Annotated in this window: 17 protein-coding genes; 10 read left to right on the forward strand and 7 right to left on the reverse strand. The window is 70.5% G+C overall.

Annotated elements, in window-relative coordinates; genetic code table 11:
* Positions 1-72: 72 nt before the first annotated feature.
* Together AB0I28_RS11525 and AB0I28_RS11530 are read left to right on the forward strand one after the other, a co-directional pair.
* Positions 73-1605, forward strand: coding sequence for an alkaline phosphatase D family protein (locus tag AB0I28_RS11525; protein ID WP_357492146.1), 1533 nt, complete (start codon positions 73-75; stop codon positions 1603-1605).
* Between the two features lie 133 nt (positions 1606-1738).
* Entirely contained in the window at positions 1739-2542 is an 804-nt protein-coding gene (locus tag AB0I28_RS11530) for a class I SAM-dependent methyltransferase (protein ID WP_357492148.1), read from the forward strand.
* 67 nt (positions 2543-2609) lie between these two features.
* Here AB0I28_RS11530 and AB0I28_RS11535 read toward each other — a convergent pair whose 3' ends face one another.
* From AB0I28_RS11535 to AB0I28_RS11545, 3 genes are all read right to left on the reverse strand, one after another.
* A complete protein-coding gene (locus AB0I28_RS11535) occupies positions 2610-4685 on the reverse strand; it encodes a 3-hydroxyacyl-CoA dehydrogenase NAD-binding domain-containing protein (RefSeq protein ID WP_357492150.1) in 2076 nt (691 codons plus the stop codon).
* Position 4686: 1 nt separating this feature from the next.
* The gene (locus AB0I28_RS11540; protein ID WP_357492152.1) at positions 4687-5874 is read right to left on the reverse strand and encodes a thiolase family protein; all 1188 of its coding nucleotides are present in this window, start codon (positions 5872-5874) and stop codon (positions 4687-4689) included.
* A gap of 73 nt (positions 5875-5947) precedes the next feature.
* Entirely contained in the window at positions 5948-7186 is a 1239-nt protein-coding gene (locus AB0I28_RS11545) for a ribonuclease D (protein ID WP_357492154.1), read from the reverse strand.
* 207 nt (positions 7187-7393) lie between these two features.
* Here AB0I28_RS11545 and AB0I28_RS11550 point away from each other — a divergent pair, with 207 nt between their 5' ends.
* Positions 7394-8071 (forward strand): hypothetical protein, encoded by a 678-nt coding sequence (locus tag AB0I28_RS11550; RefSeq protein WP_357492156.1) that lies wholly within the window; start codon positions 7394-7396, stop codon positions 8069-8071.
* Between the two features lie 19 nt (positions 8072-8090).
* Here the strand turns inward: AB0I28_RS11550 and AB0I28_RS11555 are convergent, their stop codons facing one another.
* The gene (locus tag AB0I28_RS11555; RefSeq protein ID WP_357492158.1) at positions 8091-8645 is read right to left on the reverse strand and encodes a DUF3000 domain-containing protein; all 555 of its coding nucleotides are present in this window, start codon (positions 8643-8645) and stop codon (positions 8091-8093) included.
* A 127-nt stretch (positions 8646-8772) separates the two neighbouring features.
* On the opposite strand from AB0I28_RS11555, the gene hemE reads away from it, so the two are divergent.
* The 4 genes from hemE to AB0I28_RS11575 all read left to right on the forward strand — a co-directional run bounded on the left by hemE (position 8773) and on the right by AB0I28_RS11575 (position 13544).
* Positions 8773-9822 (forward strand): uroporphyrinogen decarboxylase, encoded by a 1050-nt coding sequence (gene hemE, locus AB0I28_RS11560; protein ID WP_357492160.1) that lies wholly within the window; start codon positions 8773-8775, stop codon positions 9820-9822.
* On the forward strand, positions 9819-11213 hold the full coding sequence (gene hemG / locus AB0I28_RS11565; protein WP_357492162.1) for a protoporphyrinogen oxidase: 1395 nt from the start codon (positions 9819-9821) through the stop codon (positions 11211-11213). Before hemE ends, hemG begins: the two co-directional genes overlap by 4 nt.
* Before the next feature lie 26 nt (positions 11214-11239).
* On the forward strand, positions 11240-11947 hold the full coding sequence (gene hemQ / locus AB0I28_RS11570; protein ID WP_357492164.1) for a hydrogen peroxide-dependent heme synthase: 708 nt from the start codon (positions 11240-11242) through the stop codon (positions 11945-11947).
* A 121-nt stretch (positions 11948-12068) separates the two neighbouring features.
* Complete coding sequence (locus AB0I28_RS11575) at positions 12069-13544, forward strand: APC family permease (protein WP_357492166.1); 1476 nt, start codon at positions 12069-12071, stop codon at positions 13542-13544.
* A 94-nt stretch (positions 13545-13638) separates the two neighbouring features.
* Here the strand turns inward: AB0I28_RS11575 and AB0I28_RS11580 are convergent, their stop codons facing one another.
* Together AB0I28_RS11580 and AB0I28_RS11585 are read right to left on the reverse strand one after the other, a co-directional pair.
* The gene (locus AB0I28_RS11580) at positions 13639-14124 is read right to left on the reverse strand and encodes a hypothetical protein (RefSeq protein ID WP_357492168.1); all 486 of its coding nucleotides are present in this window, start codon (positions 14122-14124) and stop codon (positions 13639-13641) included.
* A gap of 257 nt (positions 14125-14381) precedes the next feature.
* Positions 14382-14825 (reverse strand): GNAT family N-acetyltransferase, encoded by a 444-nt coding sequence (locus AB0I28_RS11585; RefSeq protein ID WP_357492170.1) that lies wholly within the window; start codon positions 14823-14825, stop codon positions 14382-14384.
* A gap of 197 nt (positions 14826-15022) precedes the next feature.
* Here AB0I28_RS11585 and AB0I28_RS11590 point away from each other — a divergent pair, with 197 nt between their 5' ends.
* The 3 genes from AB0I28_RS11590 to AB0I28_RS11600 all read left to right on the forward strand — a co-directional run bounded on the left by AB0I28_RS11590 (position 15023) and on the right by AB0I28_RS11600 (position 19722).
* Positions 15023-16351: a C1 family peptidase gene (locus tag AB0I28_RS11590; RefSeq protein ID WP_357492172.1), complete on the forward strand. Its 1329-nt coding sequence runs from the start codon at positions 15023-15025 to the stop codon at positions 16349-16351.
* Between the two features lie 261 nt (positions 16352-16612).
* Entirely contained in the window at positions 16613-17662 is a 1050-nt protein-coding gene (locus AB0I28_RS11595; RefSeq protein ID WP_357492174.1) for a serine hydrolase, read from the forward strand.
* 170 nt (positions 17663-17832) lie between these two features.
* Positions 17833-19722 carry a hypothetical protein gene (locus tag AB0I28_RS11600; protein ID WP_357492176.1) on the forward strand — a complete coding sequence of 630 codons (1890 nt, stop codon included), beginning with the start codon at positions 17833-17835 and terminating at the stop codon, positions 19720-19722.
* Positions 19723-19731: 9 nt separating this feature from the next.
* On the opposite strand, the gene msrB is transcribed toward AB0I28_RS11600, so the two are convergent.
* Positions 19732-20121 carry a peptide-methionine (R)-S-oxide reductase MsrB gene (msrB, locus tag AB0I28_RS11605; protein WP_357492178.1) on the reverse strand — a complete coding sequence of 130 codons (390 nt, stop codon included), beginning with the start codon at positions 20119-20121 and terminating at the stop codon, positions 19732-19734.
* Positions 20122-20142 lie beyond the last annotated feature (21 nt).

Here is a 20142-nt window from a genome sequence, read left to right on the forward strand (position 1 = left end):
CCTCTGGGGTCGTCTGTCATGTATCTAGGATGTCTACATAGGTCAGTCCCCTCCATCCCTTCAGGAGAATCGATGCGACGAAGGAACCTCCTGCGCGGCGCCGCTCTCGGCACCGGCGCGACCCTCATCGGAGCCGCCGCGACGGCGTCGACGGCCAACGCCGCGCCCGCCCTGCTCAAGCAGCGGCCCCAGCTGATCTACGGTGCCCAGAGCGGGGAGGTCGGCGCCGCGAGCGGCATCGTCTGGACCCGTGCCGACCGCCCCTCGCGCATGTGGGTCGAGGTCTCCGACCGCCCGGACTTCCGGCACTCGCGCCGCCTGCGCGGTCCCGCGCTGACGCCCGAGACCGACTACACCGGCAAGGTGCGCGTCGACCGCCTCTGCCCCGGCGAAACCGCCTACTACCGCGTCTGGGCCGATGGCGAGACCGCCAGCCTGCCCGTCGAGGGCAGCTTCCGCACCACGCGCACCGGCGGGCAGGACGTGCGCTTCGTCTGGTCGGCCGACCTCGCCGGACAGGGCTGGGGCATCAACCCCGAGTTCGGCGGCTTCAAGATCTTCGACGACATGGCCGCCCGCGACCCCGACTTCTTCCTGTGCAGCGGCGACTTCTACTACGCCGACAACGTCATCCCCGAGACCGTGACGCTGGCCGACGGCCGCGTGTGGCGCAACATCGTCACACCCGAGAAGTCGAAGGTCGCCGAAACGCTCGACGAGTTCCGCGGCCAGTACAAGTACAACCTTCTCGACGAGAAGCTGCGCGCGTTCCTGCGCAAGGTCCCCGTCGTGTCGCAGTGGGACGACCACGAGGTCATCAACAACTGGTACCCCGGCAAGGTCCTCACCGACGACCGCTACACCGAGAAGAACGTCGACGTCCTGGCCGCTCACGCGTGGAAGGCGCTGGCCGAGTACACCCCGAGCGTGCTGCGCTCCGACGGCGACGGCCGCATCTACCGCAAGGTCGCCTACGGCCCGCTGCTCGACGTCTTCACCGTCGACATGCGCTCGTTCCGCAACGCCAACGACGCCAACAACGACCCCGCCGCCCCGAGCGGACTGCTCGGCCGCACCCAGCTCGACTGGCTCAAGCAAGCGCTGAGCGAGTCGACGGCGACCTGGAAGGTGCTGTCGGCCGGCATGCCCCTCGGCGGGATCGTCAGCGACGGCAAACCCAACCAGGACGGTGTTCCGCAGGGCGACCCCGGTCAGCCTCTCGGACGCGAGCTGGAGATCGCGGAGCTGCTGACGCACGTACACCGCGAAGGGATCGCCAACCTGGTCGTGGCCACCGCCGACGTGCACTACACCTCGGCGCAGCACTACGATCCGGCCCGGGCGTCCTACACCGAGTTCACGCCCTTCTGGGAGTTCGTGGCCGGTCCGATGAACGCCGGCTCCTACGGCCCGGTCAAGTTCGACAAGACCTTCGGTCCCGAGGTCCGCTTCCACAAGCCGCCGGCCACCGCAGGCACCGGCCCCATGGACGGCGGTCAGTTCTTCGGTGAGATGTCCATCGACGCCCAGACCCGTGCCTTGACGGTGAAGCTCGTCGAGATCGGCGGCACCGAGCTGTACAGCGTGGAGATCCCGGCCGCCTGAGCGGGCGGCCCCGACGACCGGTTCGCCTCATCGAGGCGAACCGGCCGTCGTCTTCCGATAGGGTCGCCGGCCAGGGCCCGGTGGCGACCGCGTCCGGCCCGGACCCGCCCAGGACACGACCAAGGAGCCGCACATGACCGACGACCGCGCCGCGCTGCTCGCCCGGGGATGGGACGAGGCCGCCGACGGCTACGAGCGGTACTTCGTGCCGCGTTTCGCGCCCTGGGTCGCCGACGCCGTCGCGGGGCTGCCCGGCACGCTTCCCGACGGCCCCGTCCTCGTGCCGTGCTGCGGGACCTTCCCCGAACTCCCCGCGCTGGCCGCCGCCCACCCCGACCGCGAACTGGTCGGCGTCGACCTCTCCCAGGGAATGATCGACCGGGCACGGCGCCGCGCCGACGGGATGCCACGGGTACGACTCATCCGCGGCGACGCGACGGCCCTGGAATCGCGGTGGCCGGGAACCGCCGCCGGCGTCGTGTCGGTCTTCGGTCTCCAGCAACTGCCCGACCCCGTCGCCTCCATCACCGACTGGACCGCCGCCCTGCGCCCCGGCGGTCACCTGTCGGTGGTCTACTGGCCGCCCTCGACCGAGGCCGAAGGGCCCTTCGCGCTCGCGCGGACCGTCGTCGGCGAAGCCCTCGACGACGATGCCGAGGACGACGACCCGGCCTGGCCGGATCGCCTCGCGGGGGCCGTCACCGAGGCGGGCGGCGTCGTCGGTCGTGACGGCGAGCTGGCCCACACCATCGTCCATCCGGACGCGCGGGCGTACTGGACCGCCGTGACCGCGGCCGGGCCGATGCGCACCCTCGTCTTGTCCCGAGGGCAGGACTTCGTCGACCGGCTGCGCGCCGAGTATCTTCGCCGCGCTCCCGAAGGCCCGTGGAGCCACCGCCCGGGCGCCCGCCTGCTCACCGCGCACCGCCCGGCCTGACCGCGAACAGCGCGAAGGCGCGGCCGGTTTCCGGCCGCGCCTTCGCGCTGCAGTCGTGCCGAGGCCCTCAGGCCTCGTGGAACTTGCGCCCGTTGACCTTCTCCGAGACGCCGGTGCGGTCCAGGTACGGCGTCACGCCGCCCAGGTGGAACGGCCAGCCGGCACCCAGGAGCATGCACAGGTCGAGGTCCTCGGGAGCGGCGACGACGCCCTCGTCGAGCATCCGGCGGGCCTCGTCGGCGACGGCGGCGACCGCGCGCTCGCGCAGCTCCTCCGAGGTCGACGGCTTCCCGTCGGTCACCAGCAGCGCCTCGACCTCGGGGTCGACGTAGGGCTGCCCCTTCTCGTTCCACAGGTAGATGCCCGTCTTGCCGGCCTCCACGATGCGGTCGAGGTTCTTGCTGACGCCGAAGCGGTCCGGGAAGGCCGAGTGCAGGGTGCTCGCGACGTGCCGCGCGACGGCCGGTCCGACCAGCTGCAGGAGCACGAAGGGGCTCAACGGCAGACCGAGCGGCTCGACCGAACGGTCGGCGGTCACCGGGTCGGTGCCCTCGTCGACGGCCTTGAGGATCTCGCCCATGAAACGGGTGAGCAGGCGGTTGACCACGAACGCCGGAGCGTCGGCGACCAGCACGCCGTTCTTCTTCAGCTGCTTGCACACCGCGAAGGCGGTCGCCAGCGTGGCGTCGTCGGTGGCCCCGCCGCGGGCGATCTCCAGCAGCGGCATCATGCCGACCGGGTTGAAGAAGTGGAAGCCCACGACCCGTTCGGGGTGCTTGAGGTCGGCGGCCATGTCGGTCACCGACAGCGAGGACGTGTTGGTGGCCAGCACGCACTCGTCGGAGACGATCGCCTCCAGCTCCGCGAAGACCTGCTTCTTGATCGACAGCTCCTCGAACACCGCCTCGATCACGAAGTCGGCGTCGGCGAAGACCTGCTTGTCCACCGAACCGGTCACCGCGGCCTTGAGCCGGTTGGCCTTGTCGTTGGACATGCGGCCCTTGCCGAGCAGCTTGTCGATCTCGCCGTGCACGTAGGCGACGCCCTTGTCCACGCGCTCCTGGTCGAGGTCGGTCAGCACGACCGGCACTTCGAGGCGGCGCGCGAACAGCAGCGCGAGCTGCGAGGCCATCAGGCCCGCGCCCACGACGCCGACCTTGCCCACCTTGCGGGCGAGGGACTTGTCGGGAACGCCGACCGGGCGCTTCGCGCGGCGCTGCACCAGGTCGAAGGCGTAGAGGCCGGCCTTCAGTTCGGGGGAGAGGATGAGGTCGGCGAGGACCTCGTCTTCGACCTTGGTGCCCTCGGTGAAGTCGATGTCCTTGGCCAGCGACATCAGTTCGAGGGCCTTGTACGGGCCGGGCGCCGCGCCGTGGAGCTTCATGTCCGCCACGGCCTTGCCACGGCCGAGCGCGGCGTCCCACGCTTCGCCCTTGTCGACCTCGGGACGCTCGACGGTCACCTCGCCGGAGACGACCTGAACAGCCCAGGCCAGCGACTCCTCGATGAAGTCGGCCGGTTCGAGCAGCCGGTCGAACATGCCGAGCTTGTAGGCCTCGGCCGGGCGCAGCATCTTGTTCTGGTTGAGCGGGTTCTCGATGATGACCTTGACGGCCTTGTCGGCGCCGATCAGGTTGGGCAGCAGCATCGTGCCGCCCCAGGTCGGAGCCAGGCCGAGGAAGGTCTCCGGCAGGGCGATGACCGCCGCGCCGGAGGACAGGGTCCGGTAGTGGCAGTGCAGCGCGAGCTCGACACCGCCGCCCAGTACGGCGCCGTTGACGAAGGAGAAGGTCGGGATCGAGGAGTCCTTCAGCCGCGCGAAGACCCGGTGGCCCTCGCGGGCGATGGCCAGCGCGTCGGCGCGGTCGGTGATCAGCGGCATGCCGGTGATGTCGGCTCCGGCCAGGAAGATGAACGGCTTGCCGGTGATCGCGATCAGCTTCGGCTCGCGGGCGAAGACCTCGTCGAGGGCCGCGTCCAGCGAGGCCAGACCGGCCGGGCCGAAGGAGTTCGGCTTGCGGTGGTCGTGGCCGTTGTCGAGGGTGATCAGCGCGGCCTCGCCGTCGAGGCCGGGTACGCGCACGAAGCGCACGAAGCTCTTGGTGACGACCTCGTTCGGGAATTCCTTCAGTGCGGAGCTCACGTCACTTCCCTTCCCAAGCGGGGTTCTCCCAGATGACCGTTCCACCCATGCCGATGCCGATGCACATGGCCGTCAGGCCGTAGCGCACCTCGGGGTGGGCGGCGAAGTGACGCGACAGCTGCGTCATGAGGCGCACGCCGGAGGCGGCCAGCGGGTGGCCCATGGCGATGGCACCGCCGCTGGGGTTGACGCGCGGGTCGTCGTCGGCGATGCCGAAGTGGTCGAGGAAGGCCAGGACCTGCACCGCGAAGGCCTCGTTGAGCTCGTAGAGGCCGATGTCGGAGATGGACAGGCCGGCCTTGGCCAGCGCCTTTTCCGTCGACGGGATCGGTCCGGCGCCCATGACCTCCGGCTCGACGCCGGCGAAGGCGTAGGAGACCATCCGCATCCCGACCGGCAGGCCGAGCTCGCGGGCGACGTCCTCGGCGGCGATGATGCTCGCCGTGGCGCCGTCGTTGAGTCCGGCGGAGTTGCCGGCGGTGACCCGGCCGTGCGGACGGAAGGAGGTCTTGAGCTTGGCGAGCGCCTCCATCGTGGTGCCCGGGCGGGGCGGCTCGTCGCTGGTGGCCAGTCCCCAGCCGCTCTCCGCGGAGCGGGTGGCGACGGTGACGAAGTCCTTCTCCAGGTCGCGCGCGGCCGCGGCGTACTTGGCCTGGCTGGCCACCGCGAAGGCGTCGGCGCGCTCCTTGGTCAGGTGCGGGTAGCGGTCGTGCAGGTTCTCCGCCGTGGCGCCCATGATCAGTGCCGAGGGGTCGACGAGCTTCTCGGAGATGATGCGCGGGTTCGGGTCGACGCCCTCGCCCATCGGGTGACGGCCCATGTGCTCGACGCCGCCGGCGACGGCGATGTCGTAGGCGCCGAAGGCGATGCCCCCGGCGACGGAGGTGACCGCGGTCATCGCGCCGGCGCACATCCGGTCGATGGAGTAGCCCGGGACGCTCTTGGGCAGCCCGGCCAGCAGCGCCGCCGTGCGGCCGAGGGTCAGGCCCTGGTCGCCGATCTGGGTCGTGGCCGCGATGGCCACGTCGTCGACGCGCTCGGGCGGCAGCTGTGGATAGCGGCGCAGCAGCTCACGGATGCAGCGGATGACGAGGTCGTCGGCGCGGGTCTCGGCATACATGCCCCCGGCCTTGCCGAACGGTGTTCGCACACCGTCGACGAAGACGACCTCTCGGACGGTACGGCTCACAGGTGCCTCCCTGAAGGGCTCAACGATGAGACTCTCCGCCGAATGTTACTCCCCAGTAACCGAGCTCGGTAGCTCAGTCCTGGACCGCCTCGGACAAGGCCGTGGCCAGCAGTCCGATCTGCCACTCCCGGGCGCCCTGCCCGCGCAGGAACTCAGCGACGGGCTCGGCGCCGGCCTCCGCGGGTGGCGTCCAGCACAGCGCGCGGACGGTCGCGGGGGACATGAGGTTCTCGGTGGGGAGATTGTGCTCGGCGGCGGTCTCGGTGACGATCGCGCGGGCCCTGGCCAGCCGGGCGGCGGCGACCGGGTCGCGCTCCGACCAGCGGTGGGCCGGGGGCGGCCCGTCGTGGGAGGGACTCGTGCGCGGGAGTTCGGCGTCGGGGAGGTCGCGGGCCTTGGACAGCGCGCGCAGCCAGTACCGGGCGTGGCTGCGGCCGAAGCGCCCGCGGAAGCCGGCCAGGCCCACGAGTTCGCGTTCGGACTTCGGGTCGGCCTGCGAGGCGGCGATGATGGCCGCGTCGGGGACGATCTTCGACGGCGCGAGGTCGCGGCGGGAGGCGAGCTCGTCGCGGGCGTGCCACATGGCGCGGACGCGCGCCAGGGCGCGGGCGCCGCGCACCTTGTGTATTCCCGACGTGCGTCGCCACGGGTCGTTGCGCACCGTCGCCACGGGGGTGTGGGTGAGGGCCTCGAATTCTTCGGCGGCCCACTCCTGCTTGCCCTGCGCGGTGAGCTCGGCGGCGAGGGAGTCGCGCAGGTCGATGAGCAGTTCGACGTCGAGCGCGGCGTAGGTCAGCCAGGAGTCCGGGAGCGGACGGGTGCTCCAGTCGGCCGCCGAGTGGTGCTTCTCCAGGCTGTAGCCGAGCAGCCGCTCGGTGATGGCGGCCAGGCCGACGCGTTCGAAGCCGGCGAGGCGGGCGCCGAGTTCGGTGTCGAAGAGCGTCTGCGGGCGCAGGTCCAGCTCGCTGAGGCAGGGGAGGTCCTGGCTGGCGGCGTGCAGGATCCACTCGGCGTTGTTGATGGCCGCGCCGAGGGTGCGCAGGTCGGCGAAGGGCAGCGGATCGATGAGGATCGTGCCGGTTCCCTCGCGCCGGAGCTGGATCAGATAGGCGCGGGCGCTGTAGCGGTATCCGGAGGCGCGCTCGGCGTCGATGGCCACCGGGCCGGTTCCGGCGGCGACCGCTTCGACGGCACGCGCGAGTGCCGCAGCGGTGTCTATCGTGTCGGGCACGCCTTCTCGTGGTTCGGTGAGGAGCACCGGGGCCACGGTGATGGCGGAGGCGTCGCCCTGAGTCGGGGGTTGGTCGGTCACGCTGCAAACTTACGGGTGATCGGGAGGCAATGGGGGCTCTACCCCTCAGCCGGACGGTTGCTTCTCCCGTTCGAGTCGCAATCGAGACGTGATGTTGACGTAGGTCGATCGTTGCGTCACGTGTCTACAGTGACTCCAGGCTGCCAGAGGGTGCAACGCAGCGTGGTGGCCCCGACCTCGCCCGCTCAAGTCGCCAGGAGCCCATTCATGACCACTCCGTCCGGTGGCTGGAACCCCTACGACGGACCCAGTGCCACGCCGGCGCCGGGGCAGCCGTACCAGCCGCCTCCGCAGCCCGCGCCGTACCAGGCTCCGCAGCCCCAGCCCGCGCCGTACCAGCCCGACTACTCCACCGCCCAGCTTCCGCAGGCCGGCACCGACCCGACCTCGGCCCCGCCGGCCTGGTCGGCGACGCAGCCGGTGACCGGCCCGCCCGCTTTCGGCGAGCCCGCGCAGGGCCTGCCGCCCGCCGGCGCCAAGAGCGGCCGCTCGCCACTGCTGCCGATCGTGAGCGGGGTGGGGGCGCTGTTCTTCATCGTCTCGGTGATCCTGCTCGTGCTGCTGCTCAACACCAACGGGAAGCTCGACGACACCCGCGCCGACCTGTCGGCCTCGGAGACCACCGTCGGGGAGCGCGACACGACCATCGCCGACCTCAGCGGGCAGGTGAGCGACCTGGAGGACGACGTGGAGGAGCTCAACGGGCTGCTCGACGAGTCCGGTGACGACCTGGAGTTCCAGAAGGAGGCCAAGGCCGCCATCGAGGAGTGCCTCGTCGAGGTCGAGTCCTTCCTGGCCGCCTTCGCCGACGGGGATCAGGACGCCGCCGAGAAGGCCATCGAGCGCACCGACAAGGAATGCGGAGAGGCCGAGGCCTACCGCTGATCCCGTCGGGCCTCACACCCTAGGAGATGCGCGCGACGCCGGGCGGGGGAAGCCCGGCCATCGTGGCGAGCAGCTCGCACCAGGCGCTCAGGTGCCTCGACAGGTCCTCGCCCACCGGGGTCCAGGACGCGCGCATCTCCACTTCGGCGGTGGCCGGCTGCCCGGCCAGGTCGCCGAAGCGGGTCGACGAGGTCTGGGTGACCGTGCCGCCGGCGGCACGGTAGCCGGCCTCGGCCGCGGTGAGCGCGTCGGTCAGCCATGACCAGGCGACCGTCGGCAGCAACGGGTCGGCGGCGATTTCCGGGTCGAGGTCGGCGCACACGTAGGTGACCAGGCGCAGGGTCCCGTCCCATGCCTCGTGCCCGGCCGGGTCGTGCAGCAGGATGAGCCGGCCGGTCGCGGCCTCCGGGTCGCCCTGGCTGTCGACGTTCGCGGTGAGCGCGAAGGAGTACGGGGCCAGGCGCTGCGGCGCGGTGATCTCGTCGAGGCGGATCTCGGCACGCGGGCGCAGCGCGCGCAGTCCGGTGACGGCACGCGCGAACGACTCGGGAGGGGACGCGGTCGACGGCGTCATACCGGAGACCTTAGGGCCTCGGGACCGCGTCGCGGGCATCCGGCGCGCCGTGGCCTGTGTCGCGCCGGGCGCTCCCGCAGGGTGGCGGACGCCGGAGGCGTGGAATCATCCGACATTGATGACTTCGATGACTCCGGCCGATGGCCGCAACGCAGCGCCCGCCGACTCCGCGTTCATCCGTGCCTGCCGGGGTCTGCCCGTCGAGCACACTCCCGTGTGGTTCATGCGGCAGGCGGGGCGCTCCCTACCCGAGTACCGGGCCCTGCGCCAGGGCGTGGCGATGCTCGACGCGTGCGCGCGTCCCGACATGATCACCGAGATCACGCTCCAGCCGGTGCGCCGGCACGGCGTGGACGCCGCGATCTTCTTCTCCGACATCATGGTCCCGCTGCACGCGATCGACCTGGGCGTCGAGATCGTCCCCGGTACCGGCCCGGTCGTCGAGAAGCCGGTGACCGGTGAGGCCGACCTCGACCGCCTTCGCGACCTCGCGCCCGAGGACGTCTGGTACGTCACCGAGGCCGTGCGGATGCTGGTCGCCGAGCTGGGCTCGACACCGCTGATCGGCTTCGCCGGCGCGCCGTTCACGGTCGCCAGCTACCTCATCGAGGGCGGCCCTTCGCGGACCTACACCAAGACGAAGGCCCTCATGTACGGCCGCCCGGAGCTGTGGAACGCGCTGTGCGAGCGGCTGGCGGCCATCACGCTGTCCTTCCTGCGGGTCCAGATCGCCGCCGGCGCCAGCGCGATCCAGCTCTTCGACTCCTGGGCGGGCGCGCTGTCGGCGCGCGACTACGAGCGCTTCGTCGCGCCCCACTCCCGCGCCGTGTTCGCCGGACTGTCCGACGTGGACATCCCGAAGATCCACTTCGGGGTCGGCACCTCGCACCTGCTGGAGTCCATCGCCGAGGTCGGCGCCGACGTCGTCGGAGTCGACTGGCGCACGCCGCTCGACGCCGCCGCGGCCCGGGTCGGCGACCGCTCCGTCCAGGGCAACCTCGACCCCACGGTCCTCTTCGCGCCCGGCGAGGTCCTGGAAGCCGAGGTCCGCCGGATCCTCACCGAGGGCAAGGCCGCGCGCGGGCACGTCTTCAACCTCGGCCACGGCGTGATGCCCGACACCGACCCCGACGCGCTCACCCGCACCGTCGAGCTGGTCCACGAGCACTCGTCATGACCCGCGTCCTGGTCATCGGCGGCGGCATCACCGGACTCGCCGCCGCCCTGCGGCTCCGCGAACTCGGCGGACCCGCCCTGGAGATCACCGTCGTCGACCGTGCCGACCGCCTCGGCGGGAAACTCCGCACCGGCCAGATCGCCGACACACCGGTCGAACTCGGCGCCGAGACCTTCCTCGTGCGCCGCCCCGAAGCCCTGCGCCTGGCCGCCAAGGTCGGCCTCGCCGAGGCCGTCACCCATCCCGCGGGACTGCCCGCCGCGCTCGCCGTCGACGGAGCCCTGCGGCCCATCCCGAAGGGCACGCTGCTCGGCGTTCCCGGCGACTTCGACGCCGTCGCCGAGGCGGGCGTGCTCACGCCCGATGGCCTGGCGCGGCTGCGCGCCGAGGAGACCTCCGAGGGCCCCCTCCTGACCGGCGAGGACACCACCGTCGGCGCACTCGTCCGCCGCGCCTTCGGCGACGAGGTCGCCGACCGGCTCGTCGACCCGCTCCTCGGCGGCGTCTACGCCGGTCGCGCCGACGAGCTCTCACTGCGCGCCACGGCCCCCGCCCTGGCCGCGGCCGCCCGCGAACACGACCGCCTGTCCGACGCCGTCCGCGCCGCCGCCAAACCCGCACCGGCCGCGCCCGCCCCCGTCTTCGGCACCATCGAAGGCGGCTTGAGCATGCTCGTGGAGGCCACCGCGCTCGCCTCCGGCGCCGAACTGCGCCTCGGCCTGCCCGTCCGCGAACTCGCCCGCGAGGGCGAGCGCTGGCTGGCGACCGTCGGCGACACCCGCGATCCTGAGGTCCTGGAAGCCGACGCGGTCGTCCTGGCCGTCCCGGCCCGCCCGGCCGCCCGGCTGCTGGCCGGGATCGACGCGGGGGCCGCCGACCAGGTCGGCGTGCTGGAGTACGCGAGCATGGCGCTGGTGACCATGGCACTGGACCTCGACGAGGAGCTGCCGCGCCTGTCGGGCTTCCTCGTCCCGGCGACCGAGGGCCGCGCGGTCAAGGCCGCCACCTTCTTCTCCCGCAAATGGCCGCATCGCAACGACGAGCTGACCGTGCTGCGCTGCTCCATCGGCCGCCACGGGCAGGAGGCCGAGCTACAGCGCACCGATGCCGAACTGATCGAGCTGGCCCGCACCGAACTCGGTGAACTGATCGGGCGGCCGCTGCCGGAGCCGGTCGAGGCGCACGTCACGCGCTGGGGCGGAGGCCTGCCGCAGTACGGGCCCGGCCACGACGACCGGATCGCGAGCGTGCGCGAGGCGCTGTCGGCGCACCCGACGCTGGCCCTGGCCGGCGCGGCATTCGACGGCGTGGGCATCCCGGTGTGCGTCGCCTCGGGGGAGCGCGCCGCCGAGCGAGTGCACGCCGCTCTGGCAGCCCCCGGAAACGGCTGAACGCGCGGCGGGGGGAGAATCGCGGCATGGCCGAGTCGATCAATCCGAACGCCGCCCGTATCCGCGAGCTGAACGACACCATCCGCTACACGATGTGGTCGGTCTTCAAAGCGGTCACCCCGCTGCCCGGCATGCGCGACGACCTCGCCGAGGACGTGGAGGCGCTGTTCAAGTCCCTCGCCGAGAAGGACGTCGTGGTCCGCGGCACCTACGAGGTCTCGGGCCTTCGCGCCGACGCCGATCTGATGATCTGGTGGCACGCGGAGTCCTCCGACGAGCTGCAGGCGGCCTACGCGGCCTTCCGGCGCACCTCGCTGGGGCGGCACCTGGAGCCGGTGTGGTCGTCGATGGCGCTGCACCGCCCGGCGGAGTTCAACAAGAGCCACATCCCGGCCTTCCTCGCCGACGAGGACCCGCGCGCCTACATCTGCGTGTACCCCTTCGTGCGCTCCTACGAGTGGTACCTGCTCCCCGACGAGGAGCGCCGGGCGATGCTGGCCGAGCACGGCAAGCAGGCGCGCGGTTTCCCCGACGTGCGGGCGAACACCGTCGCGGCCTTCGCCCTCGGCGACTACGAGTGGATGCTGGCCTTCGAGGCCGACGAGTTGCACCGCATCGTCGACCTGATGCGGGAGCTGCGGGCATCCCGGGCGCGCAGGCACGTGCGCGAGGAGATCCCGTTCTACACTGGTCGCCGCCGCTCGGTCGCCGAGATCGTCGGCGCGCTTCCCTAAGGGGATCGGCTGAAACAAAACGGTGCCGACCGGCGCAATTCGCTCCTCGCGCACCGTTTTTGTTCCTCCCGTGCCGGGGTCAAGGGTGGCGCGGGTCACGCAAATCTGGTAACTGTCTCGCATGACAAATACCGATGTGACCGAATCGCCCCCACCGGACGGAGAGGCTCCGCCGACGGAGTTGAAGCGCGCCATCGGGCCGAAGCTGCTGCTGCTGTTCATCATCGGCGACATCCTCGGCACCGGTGTGTACGCGCTGACCGGAAACGTGGCCAAACAGGTCGGCGGCGCGTTGTGGGTCCCGTTCCTGTTCGCGTTCGTGTCGGCCTTCCTGACCGCGTTCAGCTATCTCGAACTGGTCGGGAAATACCCCCGGGCCGCCGGTGCGGCGCTGTACACGCACAAGGCGTGGGGAATCCACTTCTTCACCTTCATGGTGGCGTTCACGGTGATGTCGTCGGGCATGAGCTCGGCATCCTCGGCGGCGCGGGCCGTCGGTTCGAGCTATCTCCCGAAGCTGTTCAATTTCAGTGACCACTTCCCCGACCTGTACAACGCCGACGGGACGCCGAGCGAGGCGCTGATCATCCCGATCGCGATCGCCTTCCTGCTCATCTTCGCCGCGCTGAACCTGCGCGGGGTCAGCGAGTCGGTGAAGGCGAACGTGGCCTTCACGATCATCGAGATGTCCGGTCTGGCGATCGTCGCCGTCGTCGCCGTCATCGGCATCTTCGAGGGGAAGGGCGACGCGGGGCGTCTGACGGAGTTCAACACGGCCGACTCGCCGGTGTTCCTGGCCGTCATCGGGGCGACGTCACTGGCATTCTTCGCGATGGTCGGCTTCGAGGACTCGGTGAACATGGCCGAGGAGACCACCAACCCCCGGATCTTCCCGCGCGCCATGCTGCTCGGCATGTGCATCGCGGCCGGGATCTACCTGCTCATCGCGATCCTGTCGTCGACCCTGCTCAGCTCGGCCGACCTCAGCAAGGGCGAGGCCGGCGCGCTGCAGAACGTCGTGCAGTACGCGGTTCCGGGCTTCCCGCTGTGGATCTTCCTGGCGATCTCGATCTTCGCCGTGTCGAACTCGGCCCTGATCAACATGATGATGGCCAGCCGGCTCGTCTACGGCATGGCCCGCCAGCGCGTGATCCCCGCGGTGCTCGGCAAGGTCGCCCCGACCCGCCGGACCCCCTGGACGGCGATCATCTTCACCTCGCTCATCGCGATGGCCCTGACCTCGTACTCCAACACGCAGACCCTCGGCGCGACGACATCGCTACTGCTGCTCGCGGTGTTCACCGTGGTCAACGTCGCCGTCCTGGTGCTGCGCAAGGACCGGGTGGAGCACAAGCACTTCCGGACCCCGACGCCGCTGCCGATCCTCGGGATGATCATCAGCCTCATCCTGATCGTGCCGTGGTCGTCGATCTACAAGGGGGAGTGGGTCGCCTCCGAGCGGGACAAGTTCGCCCTGGCCGGATACCTGCTGGCCATCGGGCTCGTCCTGTGGGCGGTCACCTTCATAACCCAGCGCATCACCGGTCAGCGCCAGACGCGCGGTGACGTCCCCATCGACGAGGAGCCGCACCCCTGACCACGTCGGAAGCGGGCGAAGGCCCCGGGTCGAGCAACCCGGGGCCTTCGCGCTGTCCGCGGTGGCCGGTGGTGGGCGGCCGGTGCGGAGCCGATCAGACGGGGAGCACTCCGAAACCGATTCCGGGGCAGGAGTCGTCGATCTTGTTCGAGTTGTCCTCGTAGGCGTCGACCGCCTTGTCGTCGATGCCCTCGGCCTCGAGCTTCTCGATGGTGTCGTAGTCCTCGGCCTCGACGGCCTTCTCGTACTCCTCCATCTGCGGGGTCTCCTCACCCCACGTGGTGACCCGGGTCCCGAGGTCGGGGTCCTCGAAGTCCTTGCCGTTGGCCGCGGCCCACGAGGCGAGCGCGAGGATCTTCTCGGGCTCGAACTCGTCGAAGGACGCCGTGGCGTTCGGAGCGTTGTCGTCCACCTGCTCCTTGAGGTCGGAGCAGTCCAGCGAGGGACTGTCGTCCGAGCCCGCCCCGGTACCGGTCCCGGCACCGGTGTCGGAGCCGGTCAGACCGCAACCGGCCAGGGCCGCGCCGACGATCGAGACGGCGGCGGCGGTGGACAGAACGCGTCGTGCGAGGTGACTCATAACTTCCTTTTGTCTTTGTTGAAAGGGTTGTGGGGCAGCAGGCACCATATTCGGCTGATGCCACATTCGGCCGCACTCGTCTACGCTTCCTTGTGGGGAGGGCACAAAGACGGTCTCCGTTGTATGTGGGAAGGCGCCCTGCCGGGGCGAAGTCGGCGCCCGAAACCTACAAAGGATTTCGATGGAACCGATAGTGTCGAGGGGTTCTCACGCAAGGCGATCGATGCTACGAGCCGTGAACGGATGATCGGGATCGGTCAGGGGGTCGCCGGGCGGCGCATCGGGATGTGCGGGATGCCGTCCTCGTCGAGGTACTCGGCTCCGGCGTCCTCGTAGCCGAAGCGCGCGTAGAAGTCCCGGGCGTAGGTCTGGGCGTCCAGGACAGATTCGCGGGCTCCGATCGCCTCCATCGCCGCCGCCATGAGCCGGCCGCCGACGCCTGTCCCACGCGCGGAGAGTTCCGTGCAGACCCGCCCGATGCGCGCCACTCCGTCGGCGTCGGACAGCACGCGCAGGTATCCGGTCACCCGCCCGCCGTCCTCGGTCCACACGTGCAGAGTGCCGGGTTCGGTGTCACGGCCGTCGAGCTCGGGATAGACGGCCTTCTGCTCCACGACGAAGACATCGACGCGAAGGCGCAGCAACGCGTAGAGAAGGGACGTGTCGAGTTCACTGAAAGGCGCGCTGTGGATCGTCGTCATCCGCACATGACAGCACAATCGAAGTAGCGTCGCAGGGCCAGGTCAAGTCAGTGAAACTCTTCGCGAACGACCAGGTCACCACCGTGTCACAGCATGATCTCGCCCTCGCCGTTACTCACTCGTAAGCGCTAGGGTGCCAGAAAGCTCGTTACCAGCCTCACAAGATCCAACACACGCGATCCGCAAGGAGCCACCCGATGGACGCAGCGCTCACACAGTCGCAACTCGACGCGCTACACAAGGAGTTCACCGCCAACCGGGCCTACAAGGTGGCCCAGAACGCGGTCGCGAAGACCTCCCTGCACAACGTTGTCCTCGACAACGTCAAGGCCAAGGGCGTCGACCACACGATGTCCCACCACCTCGACGACTGGAAGGTCACCAACCAGAAGCAGAGCGGCCGCTGTTGGCTGTTCGCCGGCCTCAACCTGCTGCGCCCCGGCGCGATGGCGGCCATGAAGCTCAAGGACTTCGAGTTCTCCCAGAACCACATCATGTTCTGGGACAAGATCGAACGCGCCAACTACCTGCTGGAGCAGGTCATCGACATGGCCGACCGCGACCTTGAGGACCGCACCCTGCACAAGGTGCTCGCCACGGCCGCCGAGGACGGCGGCCAGTGGAACATGTTCGTCGCCCTGGTGCAAAAGCACGGCCTGGTCCCCAAGTCGGTGATGCCCGAGACGCACGCCTCCTCCGCCACCCGCGAGATGAACAACGTCCTGCGCAAGGTCCTGCGCGAGGGCGCGCTGCGCCTGCGCGAGCAGTCGGCGACCGGCGCGGCGATCGAGGCCCTGCGCGAGACCAAGGAGGAGATCCTCCAGGTCGTGCACCGGGTGCTCTGCATCCACCTCGGCACGCCCCCGGCGTCGTTCAACTGGCAGTGGATCGACTCCGACAAGGAGTTCCACCGCGACGGTGAGCTGACGCCGCAGGAGTTCGCCGCCAAGTACGTGACGCTGCCGCTGGAGGAGTACGTCTGCCTCGTGCACGACCCCCGCCACGAGTACGGCCGCACCTACACCGTCGACCGCCTCGGCAACGTCGTGGACGCCCCCGGCGTCGTCTACCTCAACGTCGACATCGACGTGATCGCCGACATCGCCGCCAAGGCCATCGTCGACGGCGAGCCGGTCTGGTTCGGCTGCGACGTCGGCCCGCACATGTCGGGCGACGAGGGCATCTGGGACACCAAGCTCTTCGACTACGAGTCGCTGTACGACACCGACTTCGACCTCGACAAGGCCCAGCGTCTCCACTACCAGGAGACCGCGATGACGCACGCCATGCTCTTCACCGGCGTCGACGTCCGCGACAACGAGCCGGTCCGCTGGCGCGTGGAGAACAGCTGGGGCGACGAGAAGGCCCAGAGCGGCTACTGGACCATGACCTCCGACTGGTTCCGGGAGTACGTGTTCGAGATCTCGGCCCGCCGCTCCGCCCTCCCGGCCGAGCTCGCCGCCGGCCTGGACACCGAGCCGATCGTGCTGCCCGCGTGGGACCCGATGGGGTCGCTCGCCCGCTAGCCACAACAGACACGACCGGAGACCCACCGGGGCGGCGGCGTCCGCCCCGGTGGGTCTCCGTTTTGCCGTGTCCACAATGGATCGTCATCCGCCGGAAGGCCGCTTTCGGCGGCCGACGGGACAGTGGGTTCTGCGTCGATGAGGCAGGGCGTGCCGGTCGCCGACTTCTGTTCCCGGACAAGAAAACCCGCGCCGGCAGCGAACCAAAGAAGCGGTGCGGGCCATCTGTATGTTTGATCCACTCAACCGAAAGGGACACACGTGTCACCGAAGATCAACCGTAGGGGTGCGCTGGGCTTCGGCACCGCCGTCGCCGCCGGAACCGTCCTCGCCGGCGGGAGCGCCGTCGCCGCGGCGACCGGCGCCTCGGCCCTCGAAGCCGGGGAGACCGCCGAGGAGATCTCGCCCGCGACGAGCGTCAGCCAGGCCTGCGAGCGCGTTCGCCGCATCTACGAGCGGCACAGCGCGGTCGCCGGTGGGACCTGGCGTGCCCACATCACCGTCGCCGACTCCGCCGGCAACCAGCACGTCGCCGTCTCCGACGAGTCCGACACGGTCGTCGACGCCCTCAGCGTCAACAAGATCGCCATCGCCACGGCGGTGCTGGACAAGGCCGACCGCGGCCTGATCGCCATGACGGACCTGATCGACGTCACCCAGGAGATCATCATCCCCGGTGGGGACGGGATGTTCCGCTTCGACGGCTGGTACCCCAGTCATGTGACGGTCGGCCACGCCCTGGCCAACCTGCTCACCATCTCCTGCGACACCTCGGTCCGGCTCTCCGGACTGAAGGCGCCGACCCTGGAGATCAACGAGATCATGGTCGCCAAGGGCTTCCCGAAGACCCAGGTCGAGCCCGGCTCCAACCCCAACCGCATGTTCATGGGCTGGACCACCCCGCGCGAGATGCACGACCTCTTCTCCGCGCACATCCGCGGGCAGCTCCTCTCGGAGACCGCGACGACCTTCCTGTTCAACCTGCTGCGCTCGCCGATCGCGTTCACCGACGGCATCCGCCTGAACCTGTCCACCAATGACCGCATGCGCATCGCGACGAAGGCCGGGTGGCTCGACAACGACCGCCACGAGGCCGGGATCGTCTTCGACGCCGCCGGCGCGCCGATCCTGACCTACTCCATCTTCGCCACGCTGCCCGACAGCGACCCCGAGAACTACGGCAGCACCCACCCGCTGAACGCCGCCCGCGCCCGCATGGGCGAGCGGTTCTTCAACGTGGTGAGCCGCCTGTCCGGACCGGCCCGCTTCGCCGAGGCCGCGCCGGAGTACCAGCCGACCAACGGCGGCTGAGCCGGATCGCCCGGCGGCCGGGACCCACCCGCAAGGGCGGGTCCCGGCCGTTTTCACCGCCGCCGACGGCGTGGGGCATCACTCACCCGCGCGCGCCGGACCCTCCGCGCGGCACCGGTCGGGAATAATCACGATCGTGCCCGCTCGTCGGAGTGTGGGGGAGGAGCCCGATGCCCTACCTGTGCGAGATCGAGATCACCGGTCCCCGAAGCGACGACGAGGGAACGGCGGTGGCCGAGGCGGTCCTGGCCGCCGTCGAGGAGGGCTGGCGCTCGCCGCCCATCGAACGTGACGTGGAGGCCGAGGCCGCCGAAGGCGACACCGACACGGTCCTCGACTATCGCGTCCTCGGTTACCCCGGCGGCGCCTTCGTTGTCGTGGTCCTGCCCGACGTGGGGCTCGAAGCGGCCGCGCTGGCCGCCGCCTCGCTCGCGCGGCACGTCGTCACGTGGAGCCCGGGGCTGCTGGAGTACTCGGTCGGCAAGCTCAACATCGCTCCGCTCGACGAGCCCTTCGACGCCGAGAACTGGCTGCCGCCGTTCACCGACGAGATCGCCTTCGCCGCCGGCCCTCTTCCCGACCTGCTCAGCGAGGAGCTGCGCGCGCTGTGCGCCCGCTACCTGATCGTCTCGGCGCTGCCGTCGCTGTGGGACCCCGCCTCGCCGGAGGGCGCGCTCGACGCCGCCGACGTGGTCGCCGGTGCGGCCGAACAGCCCTGGGACCGTGACCTGGTGACCCAGCTGGGCATGCTCGTCGTGCGCGCGGCGCGCCTAGAGGCACGCCAGGACGGCAAGGCGCGCCTGGTGGTGCGGGGCAGCGGCGAGCTCGACCTGGCCGAGGACCTGCTGGCCAGGGCGCGCGGCATGGCCGCCGCCGAGGAGCCCGGGTGGCAGGACGACGAGGTCCGCGGCCACGAGCTGCTGAGTTACTTCACCGCCGACCACGGCCTCGAATGGCGCCGCCCGGTCGACGCCGACGACGACCGAGAGCACCGCACCCGCCGTCTCCACCATGTCCGCGAACTCCTGTGGGCGGGCCTTCGGACGCTGGCCACGCTCGCCTCGGGACTGTCGGAGGTCAAGGGCGCCTGGCGGGTGCTCGACGCGCTCGGCGACGATGACGTCGTGGCGGCCTACGCCGCGTGGGAGACCGGCCGCCTGGAAATCTCGGGGGAGCACGACGAGGAGGAGATCTACTCCGCCTCGACGGCGCTGGCCCTGGTGTGGACGGCGATTCGGCATCCGGCCCTGCTCGACGCGATGGGCGAGGCCGAGGGCTTCCGGGAGGTGTTCGTCCACGACCCGACGCCCTTCCACTTCTTCACCTGCTCGGCGCTGATCATGGCCGGCGCCAAACCGACGGCCGCGGCCGTCGATGCCTCCGAACTGCCCGAGGTCCTGCGCACCTCGCTGCGCGAGTTCGCCGCGGCTCTGGAGGAGACCGAGCGCGACGGCGGCGCCCGCGAGGATCCCTACGACGACATGAACGACGCCCTGGAGGCGGTCATCACCGCCGAGGACGACCGCGCGGGATCCATCCTCGCGGTGCTCGCGGTGATCGGCGCCGCCGCCCGGCTCATCCCCACCGACCTGGCGCAGCGCGCCTCCGCCGGCATCCGGGCGCCCGGTCACCTGGCCGTCGAGCTGGTCGCGCACCCGTCCATGCACGGCACGGTGCTCCTCGACGACGACACCGACGGGGACAACACCATCCGGCTGCACACGCTCGCCTTCGTCGCCGCGATGGACTCCGTGGCGGCGGGGGACCTGGCCGCGGACTTCCCCGACCTCGCGGGCGCCGACCCGCGGATGGAGCCCGCCGCGCTCGAACGGGCCCGTACCTGGGTCCTCGCGGCCGCGCGGCTCGCTGAAGGCGACGCGGAGGTCGCCTACGCCACCGAGGACGCGCGGGCCTACGCCGAGTCGGTTCTGGGAGAGAACTCTCCGCCGGCGGACTGGCCCATCAGGCGGGCGGTGTCCGCCGCCGCGACGGCGGCGGCGGACCTGCTGCGCTCGGCGGGTCGCGAGGAGGCCCTCACCGAGGTGTTCGCCGTCGGGTGAACCCGGCCGTTATTCCTTCTCGTGCAGCCGCAGGCTGATCGAGTTGATGCAGTACCGCTGGTCGGGCAGTTCCTTGGGCGCGATGCCCTCGCCCTTGAACAGGTGCCCGAGGTGCGAGTCGCAGTTGGCGCAGCGCACCTCGGTGCGCACCATTCCGAGGGAGCGGTCCTCGATGAGGCGGACCTTCTCCGGGTCGGCGTCGGCGAAGGAGGGCCAGCCGCAGCCGCTGTGGAACTTCGTACCGCTGGTGAACAGCTCGCTCCCGCAGGCCCGGCACACGTAGACGCCCTCGGTCTCGGTGTCGGTGTACTCGCCGGTGAAGGCGGGTTCGGTGCCGCCCAGGCGCAGGACCTGGAACTCGGCGGGGGTGAGCTTCGCGCGCCACGGATCTTCGGTCATGCCTACGACAGTACGTCGCCG

It is taken from the genome of Phytomonospora sp. NPDC050363 (assembly GCF_040655735.1).
Lineage (GTDB): Bacteria > Actinomycetota > Actinomycetes > Mycobacteriales > Micromonosporaceae > Phytomonospora.

What these genes read in the sequence shown, in the direction of transcription:
- AB0I28_RS11525 (WP_357492146.1), top strand. Translation starts at nt 73, where the DNA reads ATGCGACGAAGGAACCTCCTGCGCGGCGCCGCTCTCGGCACCGGCGCG.
- AB0I28_RS11530 (WP_357492148.1), top strand. Translation starts at nt 1,739, where the DNA reads ATGACCGACGACCGCGCCGCGCTGCTCGCCCGGGGATGGGACGAGGCC.
- AB0I28_RS11550 (WP_357492156.1), top strand. Translation starts at nt 7,394, where the DNA reads ATGACCACTCCGTCCGGTGGCTGGAACCCCTACGACGGACCCAGTGCC.
- AB0I28_RS11555 (WP_357492158.1), bottom strand. Translation starts at nt 8,645, where the DNA reads ATGACGCCGTCGACCGCGTCCCCTCCCGAGTCGTTCGCGCGTGCCGTC.
- hemE (WP_357492160.1), top strand. Translation starts at nt 8,773, where the DNA reads ATGACTCCGGCCGATGGCCGCAACGCAGCGCCCGCCGACTCCGCGTTC.
- hemG (WP_357492162.1), top strand. Translation starts at nt 9,819, where the DNA reads ATGACCCGCGTCCTGGTCATCGGCGGCGGCATCACCGGACTCGCCGCC.
- hemQ (WP_357492164.1), top strand. Translation starts at nt 11,240, where the DNA reads ATGGCCGAGTCGATCAATCCGAACGCCGCCCGTATCCGCGAGCTGAAC.
- AB0I28_RS11575 (WP_357492166.1), top strand. Translation starts at nt 12,069, where the DNA reads ATGACAAATACCGATGTGACCGAATCGCCCCCACCGGACGGAGAGGCT.
- AB0I28_RS11580 (WP_357492168.1), bottom strand. Translation starts at nt 14,124, where the DNA reads ATGAGTCACCTCGCACGACGCGTTCTGTCCACCGCCGCCGCCGTCTCG.
- AB0I28_RS11585 (WP_357492170.1), bottom strand. Translation starts at nt 14,825, where the DNA reads ATGACGACGATCCACAGCGCGCCTTTCAGTGAACTCGACACGTCCCTT.
- AB0I28_RS11590 (WP_357492172.1), top strand. Translation starts at nt 15,023, where the DNA reads ATGGACGCAGCGCTCACACAGTCGCAACTCGACGCGCTACACAAGGAG.
- AB0I28_RS11600 (WP_357492176.1), top strand. Translation starts at nt 17,833, where the DNA reads ATGCCCTACCTGTGCGAGATCGAGATCACCGGTCCCCGAAGCGACGAC.
- msrB (WP_357492178.1), bottom strand. Translation starts at nt 20,121, where the DNA reads ATGACCGAAGATCCGTGGCGCGCGAAGCTCACCCCCGCCGAGTTCCAG.